Source organism: Mesorhizobium sp. W067, from assembly GCF_054719525.1.
Genome location: NZ_JBTTII010000001.1, coordinates 3,262,354 through 3,278,634, shown reverse-complemented (window position 1 = coordinate 3,278,634; position 16,281 = coordinate 3,262,354). Strand labels below are relative to the sequence as shown.

The 16,281-nt window shown below is 63.0% G+C and carries 15 protein-coding genes; 6 read left to right on the top strand and 9 right to left on the bottom strand.

Annotation, left to right across the window (positions count from 1 at the left end; genetic code table 11):
- Positions 1-26: 26 nt before the first annotated feature.
- The 3 genes from pth to ACYG97_RS15975 all read right to left on the bottom strand — a co-directional run bounded on the left by pth (position 27) and on the right by ACYG97_RS15975 (position 2,929).
- Positions 27-767 carry an aminoacyl-tRNA hydrolase gene (gene pth, locus ACYG97_RS15985; RefSeq protein WP_023724958.1) on the bottom strand — a complete coding sequence of 247 codons (741 nt, stop codon included), beginning with the start codon at positions 765-767 and terminating at the stop codon, positions 27-29.
- 21 nt (positions 768-788) lie between these two features.
- On the bottom strand, positions 789-1,433 hold the full coding sequence (locus ACYG97_RS15980) for a 50S ribosomal protein L25/general stress protein Ctc (protein WP_023686131.1): 645 nt from the start codon (positions 1,431-1,433) through the stop codon (positions 789-791).
- 263 nt (positions 1,434-1,696) lie between these two features.
- The gene (locus ACYG97_RS15975) at positions 1,697-2,929 is read right to left on the bottom strand and encodes an ROK family transcriptional regulator (protein WP_245260780.1); all 1,233 of its coding nucleotides are present in this window, start codon (positions 2,927-2,929) and stop codon (positions 1,697-1,699) included.
- Positions 2,930-3,169: 240 nt separating this feature from the next.
- Between ACYG97_RS15975 and ACYG97_RS15970 the strand changes: the two genes are divergently transcribed.
- The 4 genes from ACYG97_RS15970 (at position 3,170) to ACYG97_RS15955 (ending at position 8,606) form a co-directional block, all read left to right on the top strand.
- Positions 3,170-5,731 carry an ATP-binding cassette domain-containing protein gene (locus tag ACYG97_RS15970; RefSeq protein ID WP_023733355.1) on the top strand — a complete coding sequence of 854 codons (2,562 nt, stop codon included), beginning with the start codon at positions 3,170-3,172 and terminating at the stop codon, positions 5,729-5,731.
- Positions 5,728-6,717 (top strand): ABC transporter permease, encoded by a 990-nt coding sequence (locus ACYG97_RS15965; protein WP_023733354.1) that lies wholly within the window; start codon positions 5,728-5,730, stop codon positions 6,715-6,717. Before ACYG97_RS15970 ends, ACYG97_RS15965 begins: the two co-directional genes overlap by 4 nt.
- A gap of 46 nt (positions 6,718-6,763) precedes the next feature.
- The gene (locus ACYG97_RS15960; RefSeq protein WP_031203833.1) at positions 6,764-7,765 is read left to right on the top strand and encodes a rhamnose ABC transporter substrate-binding protein; all 1,002 of its coding nucleotides are present in this window, start codon (positions 6,764-6,766) and stop codon (positions 7,763-7,765) included.
- A 79-nt stretch (positions 7,766-7,844) separates the two neighbouring features.
- Positions 7,845-8,606, top strand: coding sequence for a glutamine amidotransferase (locus ACYG97_RS15955; protein WP_023733353.1), 762 nt, complete (start codon positions 7,845-7,847; stop codon positions 8,604-8,606).
- A 22-nt stretch (positions 8,607-8,628) separates the two neighbouring features.
- Here ACYG97_RS15955 and ACYG97_RS15950 read toward each other — a convergent pair whose 3' ends face one another.
- Positions 8,629-9,060: a MarR family winged helix-turn-helix transcriptional regulator gene (locus ACYG97_RS15950; protein ID WP_023670043.1), complete on the bottom strand. Its 432-nt coding sequence runs from the start codon at positions 9,058-9,060 to the stop codon at positions 8,629-8,631.
- Between the two features lie 150 nt (positions 9,061-9,210).
- Here ACYG97_RS15950 and ACYG97_RS15945 point away from each other — a divergent pair, with 150 nt between their 5' ends.
- On the top strand, positions 9,211-10,053 hold the full coding sequence (locus ACYG97_RS15945) for an alpha/beta fold hydrolase (protein WP_156932425.1): 843 nt from the start codon (positions 9,211-9,213) through the stop codon (positions 10,051-10,053).
- A 99-nt stretch (positions 10,054-10,152) separates the two neighbouring features.
- Here the strand turns inward: ACYG97_RS15945 and ACYG97_RS15940 are convergent, their stop codons facing one another.
- Together ACYG97_RS15940 and ACYG97_RS15935 are read right to left on the bottom strand one after the other, a co-directional pair.
- The gene (locus ACYG97_RS15940) at positions 10,153-11,067 is read right to left on the bottom strand and encodes an alpha/beta fold hydrolase (protein WP_023691576.1); all 915 of its coding nucleotides are present in this window, start codon (positions 11,065-11,067) and stop codon (positions 10,153-10,155) included.
- Between the two features lie 141 nt (positions 11,068-11,208).
- On the bottom strand, positions 11,209-12,453 hold the full coding sequence (locus tag ACYG97_RS15935) for an MFS transporter (RefSeq protein ID WP_023733351.1): 1,245 nt from the start codon (positions 12,451-12,453) through the stop codon (positions 11,209-11,211).
- Between the two features lie 203 nt (positions 12,454-12,656).
- On the opposite strand from ACYG97_RS15935, the gene ACYG97_RS15930 reads away from it, so the two are divergent.
- Complete coding sequence (locus tag ACYG97_RS15930) at positions 12,657-13,529, top strand: AraC family transcriptional regulator (RefSeq protein ID WP_023733350.1); 873 nt, start codon at positions 12,657-12,659, stop codon at positions 13,527-13,529.
- Between the two features lie 35 nt (positions 13,530-13,564).
- Here the strand turns inward: ACYG97_RS15930 and ACYG97_RS15925 are convergent, their stop codons facing one another.
- From ACYG97_RS15925 to ACYG97_RS15915, 3 genes are all read right to left on the bottom strand, one after another.
- Positions 13,565-14,536 (bottom strand): Bug family tripartite tricarboxylate transporter substrate binding protein, encoded by a 972-nt coding sequence (locus ACYG97_RS15925; RefSeq protein ID WP_023695796.1) that lies wholly within the window; start codon positions 14,534-14,536, stop codon positions 13,565-13,567.
- Between the two features lie 146 nt (positions 14,537-14,682).
- Positions 14,683-15,198, bottom strand: a complete 516-nt coding sequence (locus tag ACYG97_RS15920) for a hypothetical protein (protein WP_023733349.1) — start codon at positions 15,196-15,198, stop codon at positions 14,683-14,685.
- A gap of 92 nt (positions 15,199-15,290) precedes the next feature.
- A complete protein-coding gene (locus ACYG97_RS15915) occupies positions 15,291-16,226 on the bottom strand; it encodes a ribose-phosphate pyrophosphokinase (protein WP_023686119.1) in 936 nt (311 codons plus the stop codon).
- Positions 16,227-16,281 lie beyond the last annotated feature (55 nt).

The window sequence follows — 16,281 nt, the reverse complement described above, 5'->3', positions numbered from 1 at the left end:
CCCCGCGGTCCCGATCCTATCGACGCTCAGTCCTTCTTGCCGAACAGTTTCTTCAGCATGGCGGCCATAGGGCCGCTTTCCGGCAGCTTGGCCGGCGCCTGCTGTGGCCGTGCCTGGCGGATGTGGCTTTGAGCTTTCGGGCCCTCAGCCTTCGGCGCCTTTGGCGGCGGCCGGTCGTCGTCGCCGGTTGGCGTTAGTTTGTCGCGCAAGGCCAGCGTCACCCGGTTCATGAAAGAACTGTCGTCGCCCTTGGCCAGCAGCCCGGCATCGTCGGCGATGGTGTCGAGCAGCACGTCCAGCCATTCGCGGTCGGCCTTGGCGAAATCGCCGAGCACATGGGACTGCACCATTTCCCGGACGCCGGGATGGCCGACGCCGATGCGCACGCGGCGAAAGTTCTTGCCGAGATGCTGGTCGAGCGAACGGATGCCGTTGTGTCCGCCGGCGCCACCGCCGACCTTGACCCGCAATTTGCCGGCCGGCAGGTCGATCTCGTCGTAAAAGACGGTCAGCGCCTCGGGGCCGAGCTTGTAGAAGCGCAGGGCTTCGCCGACCGGCTGTCCCGACAGGTTCATGAAGGTCTGCGGCTTGATCAGAAGAATCTTTTCGCCGGCAATCGTGCCTTCGGCGATCAGGCCCTGGAACTTCTTCGACCAGGGCGAAAACGAATGGCGGCGGGCAATTGCGTCCGCCGCCATGAAGCCGACATTGTGCCGGTTATCAGCGTATTTCGCGCCCGGATTGCCGAGGCCTGCAAAGACAAGCATCGTGAACTCCGGGCCCGAAAATTACTTCTCTTCGGCAGCAGGAGCCGCCGCTTCGGGGGCTGCCGCTTCCGCCGTCTCTTCCGTCTCCGGCTTCATCGCCGAGGAGCCGGCAATGGTCGCGATGGTGAAATCGCGATCGGAGATCACCGGCTTGACCCCGGCCGGCAAGGTAACCGCCGAGATGTGGATCGAATCGCCAATGTCGGCGCCGGTGAGATCGACGGTGATGAATTCCGGGATCGCATTGGCCGGGCAGTGGAACTCGACTTCGTGACGCACGATGTTGAGCACGCCGCCGCGTTTGATGCCGGGCGACTTGTCTTCATTGATGAAGTGGACGGGCACGTCGACGTTGACCTCGGTGTCCTTGCCGATGCGCAGGAAGTCGACATGGACCGGGAAATCCTTGACCGGGTCGAGCTGGAAATCCTTGGGCAGAACCTGGATTTTCTTGCCGTCGACATCGATCGTGGCGATCGTGGTCAAAAACCCGCCGCCATGGATTTTGTAGAAGACGTCCTTGTAGTTCAGCGCAATCGCCAGGGGAGGCTGTCTGTCGCCGTAGATAACTGCAGGCACTTTACCGTTGCGGCGAACTGCACGGGCGGACCCCTTACCGACCTGTTCGCGCGCTTCGGCCTTGAGCTCGTATGTATCGTGGCTCATGGCATTTCCTTTCGCGTTTTATGGAGCGTTTGCGGTGGCAGTGTGCCTGGACCGTAAACGTCGAAAGCCGCCAGGCCTGGATGTCCGAATGCCAGAAACCGCATACGCGGAGCTTTGTTCGGGATCACAAGGGAAGGCAGCCTTCCGCCGCGTTGCCTCCAAGGGTGTCTACGCGGGTGGCGGCTCTATAGCGGAAGGCGGGAAAGGGTGCAAGCCATGGCGGGCAAGGGCGGCCGATGCCTGCGTTGGGCGACGCATTGCGCTCAGGCCGACAGGTCGGTGGGCGGATTTGATCCGTTTCCCTTGGCGCCACCGAGCGTGGACAGCGCGCTCAGCAGTTTCGTCCGGTCCTTGCCGATCATGAGCACGCCGCTGTCGGGCGCCAGCAGCGCCGAGAACGGAAGCATGGCAGCGCCGATCGAGGAGGCCTCAGGGCCGAATTGCCCCGACACGATCTCCGGCGCGACGATGCCGATTGCGCTGGCCTGGTTGAACTGCGCCTGCACCCTTGCCAGCAGTTCGAGATGGATCGGCCTGGGCAGGATCGAGTCGAGAACGATGGCCTCGATGTCGATGATGGAGGTGATGGCGATGATCGCCTCGACCAGCGCGCTCGCACAATCGTCGATCCATTCGAACAGCGGCACGCGCGCTTCGGCTGGCAACGGATCGAGTTCCCGCACACGATTAATCACCACGCCGCGCGACCTCAGGTGATTGACCAGCACATAGATCGAGGCGCGATGCAGCAGGCTCTGGTAGCGCGCAGGCTTCGCCGCCACCGAATCGAGGCTTGAGGGCGAGACCGGCAAGGGTCCGAGGGCAGCGCTGTTGCCATGCGGCCCGGTGTGGACCCTGCCGCCTTGCACCAGGCCGCCGCCGACAAAAGTGTCGATCGAGATGTGCATGAAATCGCGGAAGCGGGCGCCGGCGCCCTGGACAAGTTCGGCCAGCGCTGCCGACGTGGCGTCGTTTTCCACGAACACCGGCGTCTTCGCCGGCGTGGCAAAGCAAGTCGTCAGGTCGATCGCTTCCCAGCGGCTGCCGAGATCGTCGGGAAAGCCGAGTTCCTCGCTCCAGCCGCCGAGGAAATAGGGTGAGGCAATGCCGACGCCGACGATGCTGGCATCGCCAAGCCCATCCACCAGCTTTTCGAAGGTGGCCAGCGCCATGTTGCCGGCCTTCAGCACCAGATCAGGATCGGGGAAGCGGTATTCGTGCGACTCTCTTGCGCGGATTTCACCGGCGAAGTCGACCAGAACGGCTTCCAGCGCACGCCGGCCGATCTTGATGCCGACGCTGTAGATGCGTTCCGGTGTCAGCCGGTAAAGCGTGGAGGGCGATCCGCGTTGCCCGAACCTTTTCCCCACTTGCTTTACGAAACCGGAGGATTCCAAGCCGTCGACGATGGCAGCAACCGCCGCCGGCGTCAGGCTTGCCGCGCGCGCCAGATCGGACTTGGACGCTTCCTTGAGGCGGCGGATGGCGTCGAGCACGAAACGCTCATTATAGTGCCGAACTTTGACAGAATTGCTACCTTTCCCTGACAAAACCCGCACTCCCCAAATGTCCCGTTCCCGGCGCGAAGCCCGCAAACCACCTGCGGCCGAGCGCACCCTGCGGTGCCTATGTTGGCGGCGACAGTGCGCGTCGGAGCCATGGAAGTCAATTTTGCCGTTGCGCCCTTGCGCTATTTAATATAGCAAATTGAAAAAATAACTAGACCGGGAGGAGACGTGCTGCACTCGGGCACACAAAGCGAAGCCGACGCTGCGGTGGTGCGGGCTGTTCCCGTTGCGCTGGTTCAGGCGGCGAAGGCTTTCGGCGGCACGATTGCGCTCAAGGACGCCTCCTTCGAATTGCGCTCCGGCGAGGTGCTGGCGCTGCTTGGCGAAAACGGCGCCGGCAAGAGCACCTGCGTGAAGCTTCTGGCCGGTGTGCATTCTCCCACCAGCGGTCATGTCGAGGTTGACGGCAAATCAGCCGTCTTCCATTCGCCGCATGACGCGCAAGCGGCCGGCATTGCGGTCATGCACCAGCATCCTGGCCTGTTTCCCGATCTGTCGGCGGCGGAGAACATCTATCTCGGCCACATGCCGCGCGACCGCTTTGGCGGCATCGACAATGCCGCCATGCTGGCCGGCGCCCGCAAGGTGCTGGCTACCGTCGGGCTCGACGTGCCGGCGGCAACGCGGCTGGGAACACTGCGTACCTCTGAACAACAACTGGTCGAGATCGCCCGCGCGCTGTCGCTGGATGCCCGCGTGCTGATCATGGACGAGCCCACGGCGGCGCTGTCACAGCGCGAGGTCGAGCGGCTGTTTTCCGTCGTTGCCGATCTCAGGCTGCATGGCGTGGCGATGATGTTCGTCGGCCACCGCATGGATGAAATCTTCCGCATCGCCGACCGCATCGCCGTGCTGCGTGACGGGCGCCTGATCGGCGTCAAGCCGAAGGCCGAGCTTGGCCGCGCTGCCGCCATCAGCATGATGGTCGGGCGTGAAGTCACCGACCTCTATCCCGAACGGCGCCATGCCTCAGGCGCGCTGGTGCTGGAGGGGAAGGGACTTTCGCGCGCCGGCGGCTTTACCGGCATCGACCTCAAGCTTCACGCAGGTGAGGTGCTCGGCCTTGGCGGTCTGGTCGGCAGCGGACGCACCGAGATTGCGCGCGTGCTGTTCGGTATCGACCGGCCCGACGCCGGCGAAATCCTGATCGACGGCAAGCCCGTGCAGTTCGCCTCGGCGCGCGACGCCATGGATGCGCGCATCGCCTATGTGTCGGAAGATCGCATGGGCCAGAGCCTGGTGATGGATTTCTCCATCCTCGACAATGCGGTGCTACCTGTTCTCGACAAGGCCGCACAACGCGGTCTCTACGGCACCGACCGCGCCATCGGTCTGGTGGCGGACTGGCTGAAGCGCATGAAGCTGCGCTTTTCCGGCTATGGGCAGCCGGTGAAAGAGTTATCCGGCGGCAACCAGCAGAAGGTGGTGCTGGCCAAATGGCTGCGCACCGAGCCGCGCGTGCTCATCCTCGACGAGCCGACGCAAGGCATCGATGTCGGTACCAAGGCGGAAGTGCATGCAATGATCGTTGACCTTGCCGCGCAAGGCATGGCGATCCTGCTGATCTCGTCAGAGATGCCCGAGCTGATCGGCATGTGCGACCGCATTATCGTGCTGCGCGAAGGCCGCCAGACTGCCGAGTTTTCGCGCGGACAAGCCACGCAGGAAAAGGTACTGGAAGCGGCGACCAGGACCGATGAACGTGCCGGCCAGGCAGCGCAGATAGAACGCGCCGCCGAGGAGGAAAAGGCAAAAGGACCGTTCGATTTTCTGAAGCGGCGGGAATTCGGCCTGCTTGCGGCGATGCTCGCCGTCGCCATTCCGGTCACCATCATCAACCCGCGCATGGTGAGCGCGGCGAACCTCACCGCTGTGTCGATGGACGCGGCCTTGCTGATTGTCGCCGCACTGGCGCAGATGCTGGTGCTGATCACCCGCAACATCGACCTGTCGATCGCAGCTGTGATCGGCCTCTCCGCCTATATGGCGGCCAGCATGGTTCAGGCCTATCCCGGATTGGACATCGGCATCGGCCTGATCACCGCCTGCGCGGTCGGCGGCTTTGCCGGACTGCTCAACGGCCTTGTCGTTACCAGGGGAAAGATCCCGGCCATCGTCGTTACGCTGGCTTCGATGTCGATCTTCCGCGGCTTCAACTCGATCTGGGCGGCGGGCGACCAGGTCAGCGCCGACGAAGTCACGCAAGCCTGGCTCGACATGACCGGGCTGAAGATCGCCGGCGTGCCGCTGATCGTCGTCATCGCCATTCTCATCCTGTGCGCCGGCTATGTGCTGCTCTATCGCACCGCAACCGGACGCGAGCTGTTTGCCACCGGCTCCAACCCGGACGGCGCACGGCTGATCGGCATTCCGGTCGACCGGCGCATCCTGCTGGCCTTCGGCATGGCCGGCTTGCTCGGCGGCCTGTGCGGGGCGCTGTGGGCATCGCGCTATGCCACCATCGATGCCCGCGTCGCGCTCGGCTTCGAGCTCACGGTGATCGCCTCTGCAGTGGTCGGCGGCGTCGCCATCCGCGGCGGCTCGGGCACGCTGCTCGGCATCATCCTTGGCGCGCTCACGCTCTTGGTCATCAAGAACGGGCTGACGCTGGTGCGTGTCGACCCGCTCTGGCTGCAGGGCGTCTATGGCCTGGTGATCCTGGTTGCCATCGGCATCGACACCTTCATCGCGCGGCGTGCCGAACAGGCAAGACAGGCGAGGGCGAGATGAGAAAGTTTATCCGCTCGATCGACTTCTGGGATCTGCTGCTGGCGACCGCCTGCCTCGCCGTCTTTATCTATGCGGCGGCCTTCGTGCCGAATTTCGTTTCCGGCTTTAACCTTTCTCAGCTGGGGGCGAGCGCCTCGGAAAAGGCGTTGCTGATCCTGCCGATGACGCTGCTCATCATCACCCGCGAGATCGACCTGTCGATCGCCTCGGTGCTGGCGTTGACATCCGTGATTTTTGGCCTGCTCGTCCAGGGCGGCGTGCCGACGCTGGCCGCCATTCCGCTGACGCTCGTCTTCGGCGGCCTGCTCGGCGCCTTCAACGGCTATCTGGTGTCGGGCCTCGGGTTGCAGTCGCTGGTGGTGACGCTCGGCACCATGGCGCTGTATCGGGGCATTGGCTACATCCTGCTCGGCACCGGTTCGGTCAACATATTGCCGCCGGCGGTTGTCGATTTCGGCATCAGCAATCTGCCGGGCACACAAATCCCGTGGACCATCGTGCCGTTCCTGCTGCTGGCGCCGATCTTCGCGGTGGTGCTGCAGAAGACGCCGACCGGCAAGCGCATCTATGCGCTTGGCGGCAGCCCCGAAGTGGCGCGCTATTCCGGCATCGGCACGCGCCAAATGGTGCTGAAGCTTTTCGTCGTTTCGGGCCTCGTCGCGGCCATCGCCGGCATCGTCTACACCGCGCGCCTTTCCAACGCCCGCGCCAACAATGCGCTCGGCATGGAACTCGACGTCATCACCATCGTGCTGCTCGGCGGCGTCAGCGTCTTCGGTGGTAAGGGGCGGCTCACGGGGGTCATGCTGGCGCTGCTGTTGATCGCCATCATCCGCAATGTGCTGGCGCTCAACCAGATCGGCGGCGACGCCCAAGGCATGATCATCGGCCTGCTCCTGATCGGCTCGCTGCTGGTCGGCAATTACTGGCGCTCCCTGGAGGAGCGGCTGTCAAGATCGCGCGTCCTGCGCGAAACCAAGGGGTGATCTCGGGCCCCTTTCTTCAAGCCCGAATTCTGACGGAGGAGACACAATGAAAGCGTTTAGAATAGCCCTGCTCGCATCCGCGGTTCTGCTTGCGCCGGCCTCGCTGGCCTACAGCCAGGAATGCGCCAAGGAACCGGTGACCGTCGGCTTCCTGCCCAAGCTCGACACCGATCCCTACTTCAAGGTGGCTTTCGGCGGCGCCGAAGAGGCGGCGAAGGAAATTGGCGGCACCGCCACCCAGGTTGCCCCTTCGCAAGCGACGGCCGAGGCACAGATCGAATTCATCAACAGCCTTGTGTCGCAGAAGGTCGGGGTCATCGCTATCGCCGGCAACGACGCCAATGCGGTTGCGCCTGCGCTGAAGCGCGCCGTTCAGCAAGGCGTCCGGGTGATCTCGTACGATTCCGACGTCGCGGCCGATGCGCGCGCGGTGTTCGTGAACCAGGTGAAGGGCGACAGTCTGGCCGAAATGATGCTGGAAAGCGCATTCAACCTCAGCGGCGGCGAAGGCGAGTTCGCCATCCTGTCGTCGACGCCGACGGCGACCAACCAGAACGCCTGGATCGACTTCATGAAGGCGAAGATGGCGGCAGAGCCGAAATACGCCAAGATGAAACTGGTGCAGGTCGCCTATGGCGAGGAGAGCGAGCAGGTCAACCAGCAGCAGGCCTTGGCGCTGGTGCAGGCGTTTCCGGATCTCAAGGTGATCATCGTGCCGGCAGGCATTGGCCTTCCGGCGGCCGCGCGCGCACTCGAGGAAGCCGGCATGATCGGCAAGGTCAAGCTGACCGGCCTTGCGCCGGCCACTTTGATTTCGAAATACATCAAGGATGGCTCTGCCCAGGATATCTGGTGGAATGTCACCGATCTCGGCTACCTGACCTATCAGGCGGCCCAGGCGCTGGCGCAGTGCAAGATCACCGGCAAGGAAGGTGAGAAGTTCACGGCGGGCAGGCTCGGCGAATACACGATCGGGGCCAGCGGCGAACTGATCCTTGGCCCGGCCAAGATCGTGACGCCGGAAAACCTGGCCGAGTTTAAGTTCTAAGCCTCCCAAGGCCCGGCGGGCGCCGGTTCAAGCCGGCGCCCGCTCGTTCAATTGTCAGTCGAAAAGCGTGAGGGCGACGATGAAACTCTTGCTGGCAGGCGAGACCTTCGCGGCGACGACGTCGGTCGCTGCCGGCGGCGACGTTCTGACAAGTGCGACATGGGTGAATGGCGCGACGGCCTTCAATGCCGCCCTTGCCGCAGAGCGCATAGCGGTGACGCAGATCGGTGGCGATCGCTGCGCGGCCGAATTTCCGTATGACCTCGACGCGCTGGCCGAATACCAGGCGGTGGTGATCTCCGATGTCGGCGCGCTGACCTTGCTGGTCACGCCGGAGGCCCGCGCCGGGCGCATTGGCGTCAACCGCCTCGAGGTCCTCAAGGCCTATGTCGAAGGCGGCGGCGGGCTGATGCTGGCCGGAGGCTATATGGGATTCCAGGGTATGTTCGGCACGGCGCGTTTCCACGACACCCCGGTCGAGGACATCCTGCCCGTGCGCTGCCTGCCATTCTCGGACGGGCTGGAAGTGCCGCAAGGCCTGCAGCCGTCGATCCTTCAGGCGTCGCATCCGATCCTTGCCGGTGTCGCGGGTCCGTTGCCGCCGATCCTCGGCATGAACAAACTCGATTTCAGGCGCGACGGCTCGTCCCAGCTTCTGGCGACCTGCCAGTATCGCGGCACCGACTGGCCGCTGCTGGCGGTTCGTGAGCATGGCCGTGGCCGCACCGTCGCGTGGGCGACAGACATCGGCCCGCACTGGCTGTCGCAGGATTTTTTGGGATGGCCGCTCTACGGCATATTGATGGCCAACATCATGCGCTGGCTGGCCGGCAAGGATTAAGCCTGGCGTGTTTGTAGGGCAGCTAGTCCGGCTTGCTGCTCAACGCTTCGCGCAGCGCCTGGATCCGCCGATTCAAGGCATCGAGATCAGCCATCGTCATGCCCGAGCGTTCGATCAGGGTTTCGTTGAGGCAGTTGCACTGGACGAGCAGCGCGCGGCCGGCAGGCGTCAGGTCGACCTGCACTTGGCGCTCGTCCGTCTGGCTGCGCTGGCGGGTGACGAGACCGGCCTGTTCCATGCGCTTCACCAGCGGCGTGATGGTGCTCGATTCCAAAGCGAGCCTGTGCGCAATCGAGCCGACCGACATCCCGCCGGCTTCGGCAAGTGCGTTCAGCACGAGATATTGCGGATAGGTGATGCCCATCTCGTCCAGCATGGGCTTGTAGGTGCGATTGATTGCCATGCTGGTGGCGTAAAGCGTGAAGCAGAGCTGGTTGTCCAACGGGAGAGGCACGAGGCATTCCTTTGCCGACTGAGCACATCAATATGTACCACGAAAAATGATATCGCGATACATATTTTCTGTAGACAAGGATTTGGACCTGCGCTAGTCGTATGGTTATCGCGATATTGATTATCGCGGAAGCAATCAATGGAGAGCGAGATGACCAAGCCCGGCAGCAGCACGATCACCACCAAGGACGGCACCGAAATTTTCTACAAGGATTGGGGAACGGGACAACCCATCGTCTTCCATCACGGCTGGCCGCTGAGCAGCGACGACTGGGACGCCCAGATGCTGTTCTTCCTGTCCAAGGGCTATCGCGTCATTGCCCATGACCGGCGCGGCCATGGCCGCTCCACCCAGACCGATACCGGCAACGAGATGGACACCTACGCCGCTGATGTCGCGGAGCTTGCGGCGCATCTCGACCTCAAGGACGCGATCCATGTCGGCCATTCCACCGGTGGCGGCGAAGTGGCCCGCTATGTCGCGAAGTACGGTTCCGGTGGCCGTGTCGCCAAGGCCGCACTGCTCGGCGCGGTGCCGCCGGTCATGCTGAAGACGGCGGCCAATCCGGGTGGCCTGCCGATCGAGGTGTTCGATGGTTTCCGCTCCGCCCAGGCAGCCAACCGCGCCCAGTTTTTCCACGATATTGCGGCCGGCCCGTTCTACGGCTTCAACCGCCCCGGCTCCCAGGTATCGCAGGCTGTCGTCGAGAATTGGTGGCGCCAGGGCATGATGGGCGGCACCAAGGCGCATTATGATTGCATCAAGGCGTTCTCGGAAACCGACTTCACCGACGATCTGAAGGCCATCGACGTGCCGGTGCTGGTCATGCATGGCGACGACGACCAGATCGTTCCGATCGCCGACTCCGCGCTGCTGGCTGTCAAGCTCCTCAAGAAGGGCGAGCTCAAGGTCTACAAGGGTTTTCCGCACGGCATGGCGACCACCCACGCCGATGTGATCAACGCCGACCTGCTGGCGTTCTTCAAGGCGTAGAACCGTTCAGTTGAATAGACATCGTCCAGTCGGATAAGCAAGGCACCCGCCGCCGGGCGGGTGCCTTTGCTTTCATCGAAATGTCAGCGAGGCGGTGCCTTATTTATCGAGAAAACCAGTGATCAGCTTGACGGTCGCGTCGGGATTTTCCTCCATGATCCAGTGACCGGAGTCGGGCACGATGCCGCTCGTTACATCGGTCGCAACAAGCCGCAGGAGATCGGCCTGCGTAGTGCCGGCGGATTTTTCACCGCCGACAGCCAGTACCGGCATGGTCAGTTTGCCGCCGGCGGCAAGCATCGCCTGGTTGTCGATCGCGTCCTGGTCAAACGCCTTGAACTGCTCGAAGGCGTCATGCATCGCATGCGGGCGGGCATAGAGTTTGGCGTAGTGCCTGCGCGTCGCCTCGTCGATCTTCTTGGGGTCAGCCGACAACTCGTTGTAGAAGCGGTCGAGATAGATGCGCTCGCGCCCCGCGACCAGCCGCTCCATATCAGGGCCGCGGAAGTTGAAGTGCCAAAGCAGCGGGCTTTGCTTGATCTTTTCCCAGTCGCCTATGCCGGGCAGCGGCGCGTCGATGATAACCCATTTGGTGATGCGCTTGGGATACTGAGCGGCGAGCGCATAGCCGACCATGTTGCCGATGTCGTGGGTGACGAGATCTGCCTTGTCGATCTTCAGGGCATCCAACACGCCGGCGATGTCGACGGCCTGGTTCTTCTTGGCGTAGCCCGCTTCCGGGTGGGCCGACAGACCCATGCCGCGCAGGTCCGGCACGATGACGGTGTGGTCCTTTGCGAGGGCGATGGCCGCGGCGCCCCACATGTCTCCGGTATCGGCAAAGCCGTGCAGCAGCACGACGGCGGGACCCTTGCCGCCAACGCGCACATAGAGTTTGGTGCCGTTGGTTTCGACGGACTGCGTCTTGAAACCCGGCGGAAAGGGAACGATGCGTGCCGTCGCCGGCAAGGTAACAAGAAGCACACCCAATACGGCCAATACGATCTTGCGCATGTCATCCCCCAGAGACGTCGAAGGCCCCAAGCCTTCGTTGATGACTATCTCTAGCAGGCTTTTCAACCAGCGCATGGTGAAAGAATCACAGAGGGCGCAGCAATGCCGCGCCCTGCGTCAAATCCGCAAAATCGACCGGTTTTATCTGGCCGCCGCTTGCGCCTTCCTGGCTTCCTTCATGTTGGGCAGGAACACCGTCAGCAGGCCGAGCAGCGGCAGATACGAGCAGATCTGGAAGACGAAATCGATGCCCTTCATGTCGGCGACGACGCCGAGCACGGCGGCTGCAATGCCGCCCATGCCGAAGGCGAAGCCGAAGAAGATCCCGGCGATGGTGCCGACACGTCCCGGCACCAACTCCTGCGCAAACACGACGATGTTGGAGAAGGCCGAGGACAGGATCAGGCCGATCAGCACCGTCAGCACCATCGTCCATTCGAAATTGGCGTAGGGCAGCGCCAGCGTGAACGGCAGCACGCCGACGATCGAGAACCAGATCATCGCCTTCTGGCCGTAGCGGTCGCCGAACGGTCCGCCGAGCAGGATGCCCAGCGCCGAGGCGCCGAGGAACAGGAACAGCATGACCTGGCTCATCTGCACCGACACGCCGAACTTATGGATGGAATAGAAGGTGTAGTAGCTGGAGAGCGAGGCGATGTAGGCATTCTTGGTCAGCACCAGCAACGTCAGGACGATGAGCGCACCCATCACTTTCTTGCGCGGGAAGGGGGAGACGAAGCTTGCCGCCTTGCGATTGCCCTGCGCGGCGCGCATCCGGCTGTACCAGCCGCCGACCCGCGACAAAACGATGATGCCGATCAGAGACCCGACAGCGAACCATGAAATGCTGGTCTGGCCGAAGGGCACAACGATGAAGGCAGCGAGCAGCGGCCCCATCGACTGGCCGAAATTGCCGCCGACCTGGAACAAAGATTGCGCCAGGCCAAAGCGGCCGCCGGAGGCAAAGCGGGCAATGCGCGAGGATTCCGGATGGAAGATCGCCGAGCCGATGCCGATCAGCGAGGCGCCGACCAGAAGCAGCGCATAGTGGCCGGCATAGGCCAGAACGATCAGGCCAATCAGCGAGGACGCCATGCCGTAGGGCAGCGAATAGGGCATTGGCCGCTTGTCGGTGATCATGCCGATGACCGGCTGCAGCAGCGACGCCGTGACCTGGAAGGTGAAGGTCAGAAGACCGATCTGCCAGAAATCGAGACCGTAATTCTCTTTCAGCAGCGGATAGATCGCCGGCAGCAGCGATTGCATGATGTCGTTGATGCCGTGGCAAAAGCTCACCGCCAGAATGACGGTGAAGGCGGTCGCCTGGGCTGAAGGGAGGCTGGCGCTTGGCTGCGGTGCAATGCTGGTGGCTGTCGTATCGGTCAAGGCAGGCTCCGAGGTCTTTTTGGCGGGTGTTTGCCCGCGGGCAGGCTTGGCGGCCGCTCCCGCGGACCGCCTTAAGGACGCTCGTCTGAAGCGCTTGGGCGACGCCCCTGCGGAGCGCCTTGGGGATGGCTGCCTTATAAGCCGCTTGCGAGGCGACTTCTTTCGTGGTTTGGTCCAATAGTTTCGCAAGTGGGCCATAGCCGATGCCACATGGCAGGGACATCTTCCGCGCCGGCAATGCCGATCTCGGCCGATTGCACGAAAGCCGCTGGCAGTGGCTGGAGGAGGTTTCCGGGCCGGCGGTGGCTTTGCCGACCGAATATCCCGACGGTTACCTCGTGCCGCAACACCGCCACAGCCGCAGCCAGCTGCTGCATGCGCTGGTCGGTGTCGTGCTGGTGACGACCAGGTACGGGCGCTGGATGGTGCCGCCCGACCACGCAATGTGGATACCGGCCGGCACCGAGCATTCTGTCGAAATGCTGGGCGATGTCTCGATGCGCTCGGTCTATGTCATGCCGGGCGCTATCCCCGGCCTGCCGGAAGGTTTGCGCGTCGTCGGCATCACCGAGCTGATGCACAGCCTGATCGTCGAATCGGAAAAGCTGCCGCAAGGCGGCGAACTGGAAGGCCGCGGCGGGCTGATCATGAACCTGTTGCTGCACGAGATCCCGACCTTGCCGGAACGGCCGCTCGGGCTGCCGTTCCCGTCCGACCCGAAGCTGGCGGCGCTCTGCCGACGCTTTGTCGCGGCACCTTCGCCGCACGCCACGATCGACGAGTGGGCGGATGCCGCAGGCATGAGCCGCCGTTCGTTCACCCGCGCCTTCCAGCGCCAGACCGGACTGTCCTTGTCGACTTGGCGCCAGCAGGCCTGCCTGTTTGCGGCCCTGCCCAGGCTCGCCGATGGCGAGCCGATCACCAGGGTGGCGCTCGACCTCGGTTATGACAGCGTGCCGGCATTCATAACCATGTTCAAGCGCATGCTCGGCGCCTCGCCGCGCGGCTATATGCGCGGCGCCCGCGACGAAGGCATGCGGCGGGCTCAGCCTCGACTTGAGGCCCCGGCGCCGTAGCGCCAGGAAAAGCCCGCAGTACTTTGCCGTAGGCCCTAGTCCAGCTGAACGCCGCTGGCCTTGACGATCGGTTCCCATTTGGCGAGTTCGGCCTTCACATGCACTCCAAGCTCTTCCGGGGTGGAGGCCACGATCGAGGCGCTGAACTGGGCCATGCGGGCGATCACATCAGGGTCTTTCAGGGCTTCAACTGCCGCCTTCTGAAGAACGGCGACGGCCTCGGGCGGCGTGCCTGCGGGCGCGAACAGAGCGTTCCAGCTGTAGGTTTCATAGCCGGGAATGGTTTCGGCAATGGCCGGTATGTCGGGGAAGGAGGGAACGCGCTCCTTGGTGGTGACGCCAAGCGCTCTCAGCGTCCCGCTCTTGATATGGCCCGATGAAGAGGGGAGGTTGTCGAACATCATCGGCACCTGATTGCCGATAACGTCGTTCAAGGCCGGTCCGGCGCCCTTGTAGGGAATGTGCTGCATGCTGACGCCGGCCATCGTCTTGAAAAGCTCGCCGGAGAGATGGAGCGGGGTGCCATTGCCTGATGAGGCGTAGGCATATTTGTCCGGGTCCTTCTTCAGCATCTCGATCAGTTCCTTGACGTCCTTGGCAGGGAATTCAGGGTTCACGACCAGGACGTTTGGCACCAGCACGAGCAACGATATCGGCGCAAAATCCTTCTCCGCATCGTAGGGCTTTGTCTTCAGGATCAGCGGGTTGAGCGCGTGGGTTGCGACCGTGCCCATCAGGATCGTGTAGCCGTCCGGTTCGGCTCGGGCGACCTGGGCAGCGCCGATGCTGCCCCCGGCGCCGCCGACATTTTCGACGACAATCTGCTGGCCCAGCTTTTCGGACATCTTGTTGGCGACTAGGCGCGCGACCAGATCCGTCGAGCCACCGGCGGAAAAGGGGACAACCATGGTGATGGTCCGGTCCGGAAAATCGGCGGCCCAGGCCGCCGGTACTGAAAGGGTGGCTGCAATGGAAACCGCGAGCCCGAGCAAAGTCCTACGCCGCATCTGCTACTCCTCCGTTGATTGGAGGGGCAGTATGGCCATGGTGAACTCCTCGCACAATGCAACCATGGACTGACTGCCCGCCTCAGGAGATCGGGCTTGACACCGATGCTTCGGTTGGCGTGCGCGAGAACGCCTCACCCCTCAGTTCAATCAGCCTTGGTCCAGCTGAAAACAAGCCATTTGTATCGTGACGTCTCTTCAGGCTCGGCCGTGTAGGTCATCTGCATGTCGCCGCCCTCGGTGTAGATGTCGAGCCTGGGTGCCGTGTCCAGTTCGAGCCACACGGAATCGTTCTTGAACGACCATGTCCCGCACCAGACGCAAGGCCCCGATGCCGGGTCACCCGGTTGGTGAAAATTGTAGCGGCCGTCCGCCGTGATCTCCAGATAGTCGAAGGCGCCATAAAAGGCGGTCACAGTCTGCTGAAATTCGGTCGCAGACGCTTCCTGGTCGGGCTTCGCCGGCTCTTTCAGATCACGCGGTGGCCGGATTGCGGACCCTGCGATGCTCCATTTGCCGATGAAATCCTTTTCGGTGGGAAGATATTCCGTTTGCGCCTGCGCGGTCGAAACCGGAGCGATTGTCGGCGCATAGGCCGCGCTGGCGATGCCGATTGCGAGAAGCATTCCTGCGATGCCTGCAGCCTTGATTCGATTGCGCATCAGCTGGCTCCTTTCACGACGGTTTGGGGCAGATTCCAAAAAGGAGATTACCCCCGAGCCAGGCCCGTGGGCACGCTTTTGGGCAACATGGATTAATCGAACAGGCTCGACACGGACTCTTCGGTCGCCGTGCGCGAAATCGCCTCGCCCATCAGGTCGGCGATGGAGATGACGCGGATATTCGGGGCGTCGAGCACGCCTTGCGTCGGCTGGATGGAATCGGTGATCACCAGTTCCTGCAGCTTCGAGCCGCTGATCCGGGCGACCGCACCGCCCGACAGCACGCCGTGGGTGATATAGGCGGTGACGCTGGTAGCGCCGTTGGCGAGCAGCGCATCGGCGGCGTTGCACAGCGTGCCGCCGGAATCGACGATGTCGTCGATCAGCAGGCAATCCTTGCCGGCGACCGCGCCGATGATGTTCATCACTTCGGATTCACCGGGACGTTCGCGGCGCTTGTCGACGATGGCCAGTTGTGCGTCGAAGCGTTTGGCGAGCGCGCGGGCGCGCACCACGCCGCCAATATCGGGCGAGACGACGACGACATTGGCAAGCTGTTTGTATTTTGCCTTCACGTCGCGGGCCATCACCGGCACCGAGAACAGATTGTCGGTCGGAATGTCGAAAAAACCCTGGATCTGGCCGGCATGGAGGTCGAGCGTCAAGACGCGGTCGACGCCAGCGCGGGTGATCATGTTGGCGACCAGCTTGGCCGAGATCGGTGTGCGGCCCGAGGCCCGGCGATCCTGCCTGGCGTAACCGAAATAGGGGATGACCGCGGTGATGCGCTTGGCCGAGGAGCGCATGAAGGCATCGATCATGATGAGCAGTTCCATCAGATGATCGTTGGTCGGGAACGAGGTCGACTGCAGGATGAAGACATCCTCGCCGCGCACGTTTTCCTGGATTTCGACGAAGATTTCCTGATCGGCGAAGCGTCTGACGCTGGCCTTGCCCAGCGGGACATTGAGATAGCGGGCGACCGCTTCGGCCAGCACCCGGTTGGAATTGCCCGCGAAAAGCTTCATGCACCGTTCCTGGCGAAGGATGGGGAGGTCCTCTTAATCGGGCTTGTAGCGAGCC

Bases quoted from the DNA above. Each gene is read 5' to 3' on its own strand.
- pth (WP_023724958.1), bottom strand. From the start codon at position 767: ATGCTTGTCTTTGCAGGCCTCGGCAATCCGGGCGCGAAATACGCTGAT.
- ACYG97_RS15980 (WP_023686131.1), bottom strand. From the start codon at position 1,433: ATGAGCCACGATACATACGAGCTCAAGGCCGAAGCGCGCGAACAGGTC.
- ACYG97_RS15965 (WP_023733354.1), top strand. From the start codon at position 5,728: ATGAGAAAGTTTATCCGCTCGATCGACTTCTGGGATCTGCTGCTGGCG.
- ACYG97_RS15960 (WP_031203833.1), top strand. From the start codon at position 6,764: ATGAAAGCGTTTAGAATAGCCCTGCTCGCATCCGCGGTTCTGCTTGCG.
- ACYG97_RS15955 (WP_023733353.1), top strand. From the start codon at position 7,845: ATGAAACTCTTGCTGGCAGGCGAGACCTTCGCGGCGACGACGTCGGTC.
- ACYG97_RS15945 (WP_156932425.1), top strand. From the start codon at position 9,211: ATGACCAAGCCCGGCAGCAGCACGATCACCACCAAGGACGGCACCGAA.
- ACYG97_RS15940 (WP_023691576.1), bottom strand. From the start codon at position 11,067: ATGCGCAAGATCGTATTGGCCGTATTGGGTGTGCTTCTTGTTACCTTG.
- ACYG97_RS15930 (WP_023733350.1), top strand. From the start codon at position 12,657: ATGCCACATGGCAGGGACATCTTCCGCGCCGGCAATGCCGATCTCGGC.
- ACYG97_RS15925 (WP_023695796.1), bottom strand. From the start codon at position 14,536: ATGCGGCGTAGGACTTTGCTCGGGCTCGCGGTTTCCATTGCAGCCACC.
- ACYG97_RS15920 (WP_023733349.1), bottom strand. From the start codon at position 15,198: ATGCGCAATCGAATCAAGGCTGCAGGCATCGCAGGAATGCTTCTCGCA.
- ACYG97_RS15915 (WP_023686119.1), bottom strand. From the start codon at position 16,226: ATGAAGCTTTTCGCGGGCAATTCCAACCGGGTGCTGGCCGAAGCGGTC.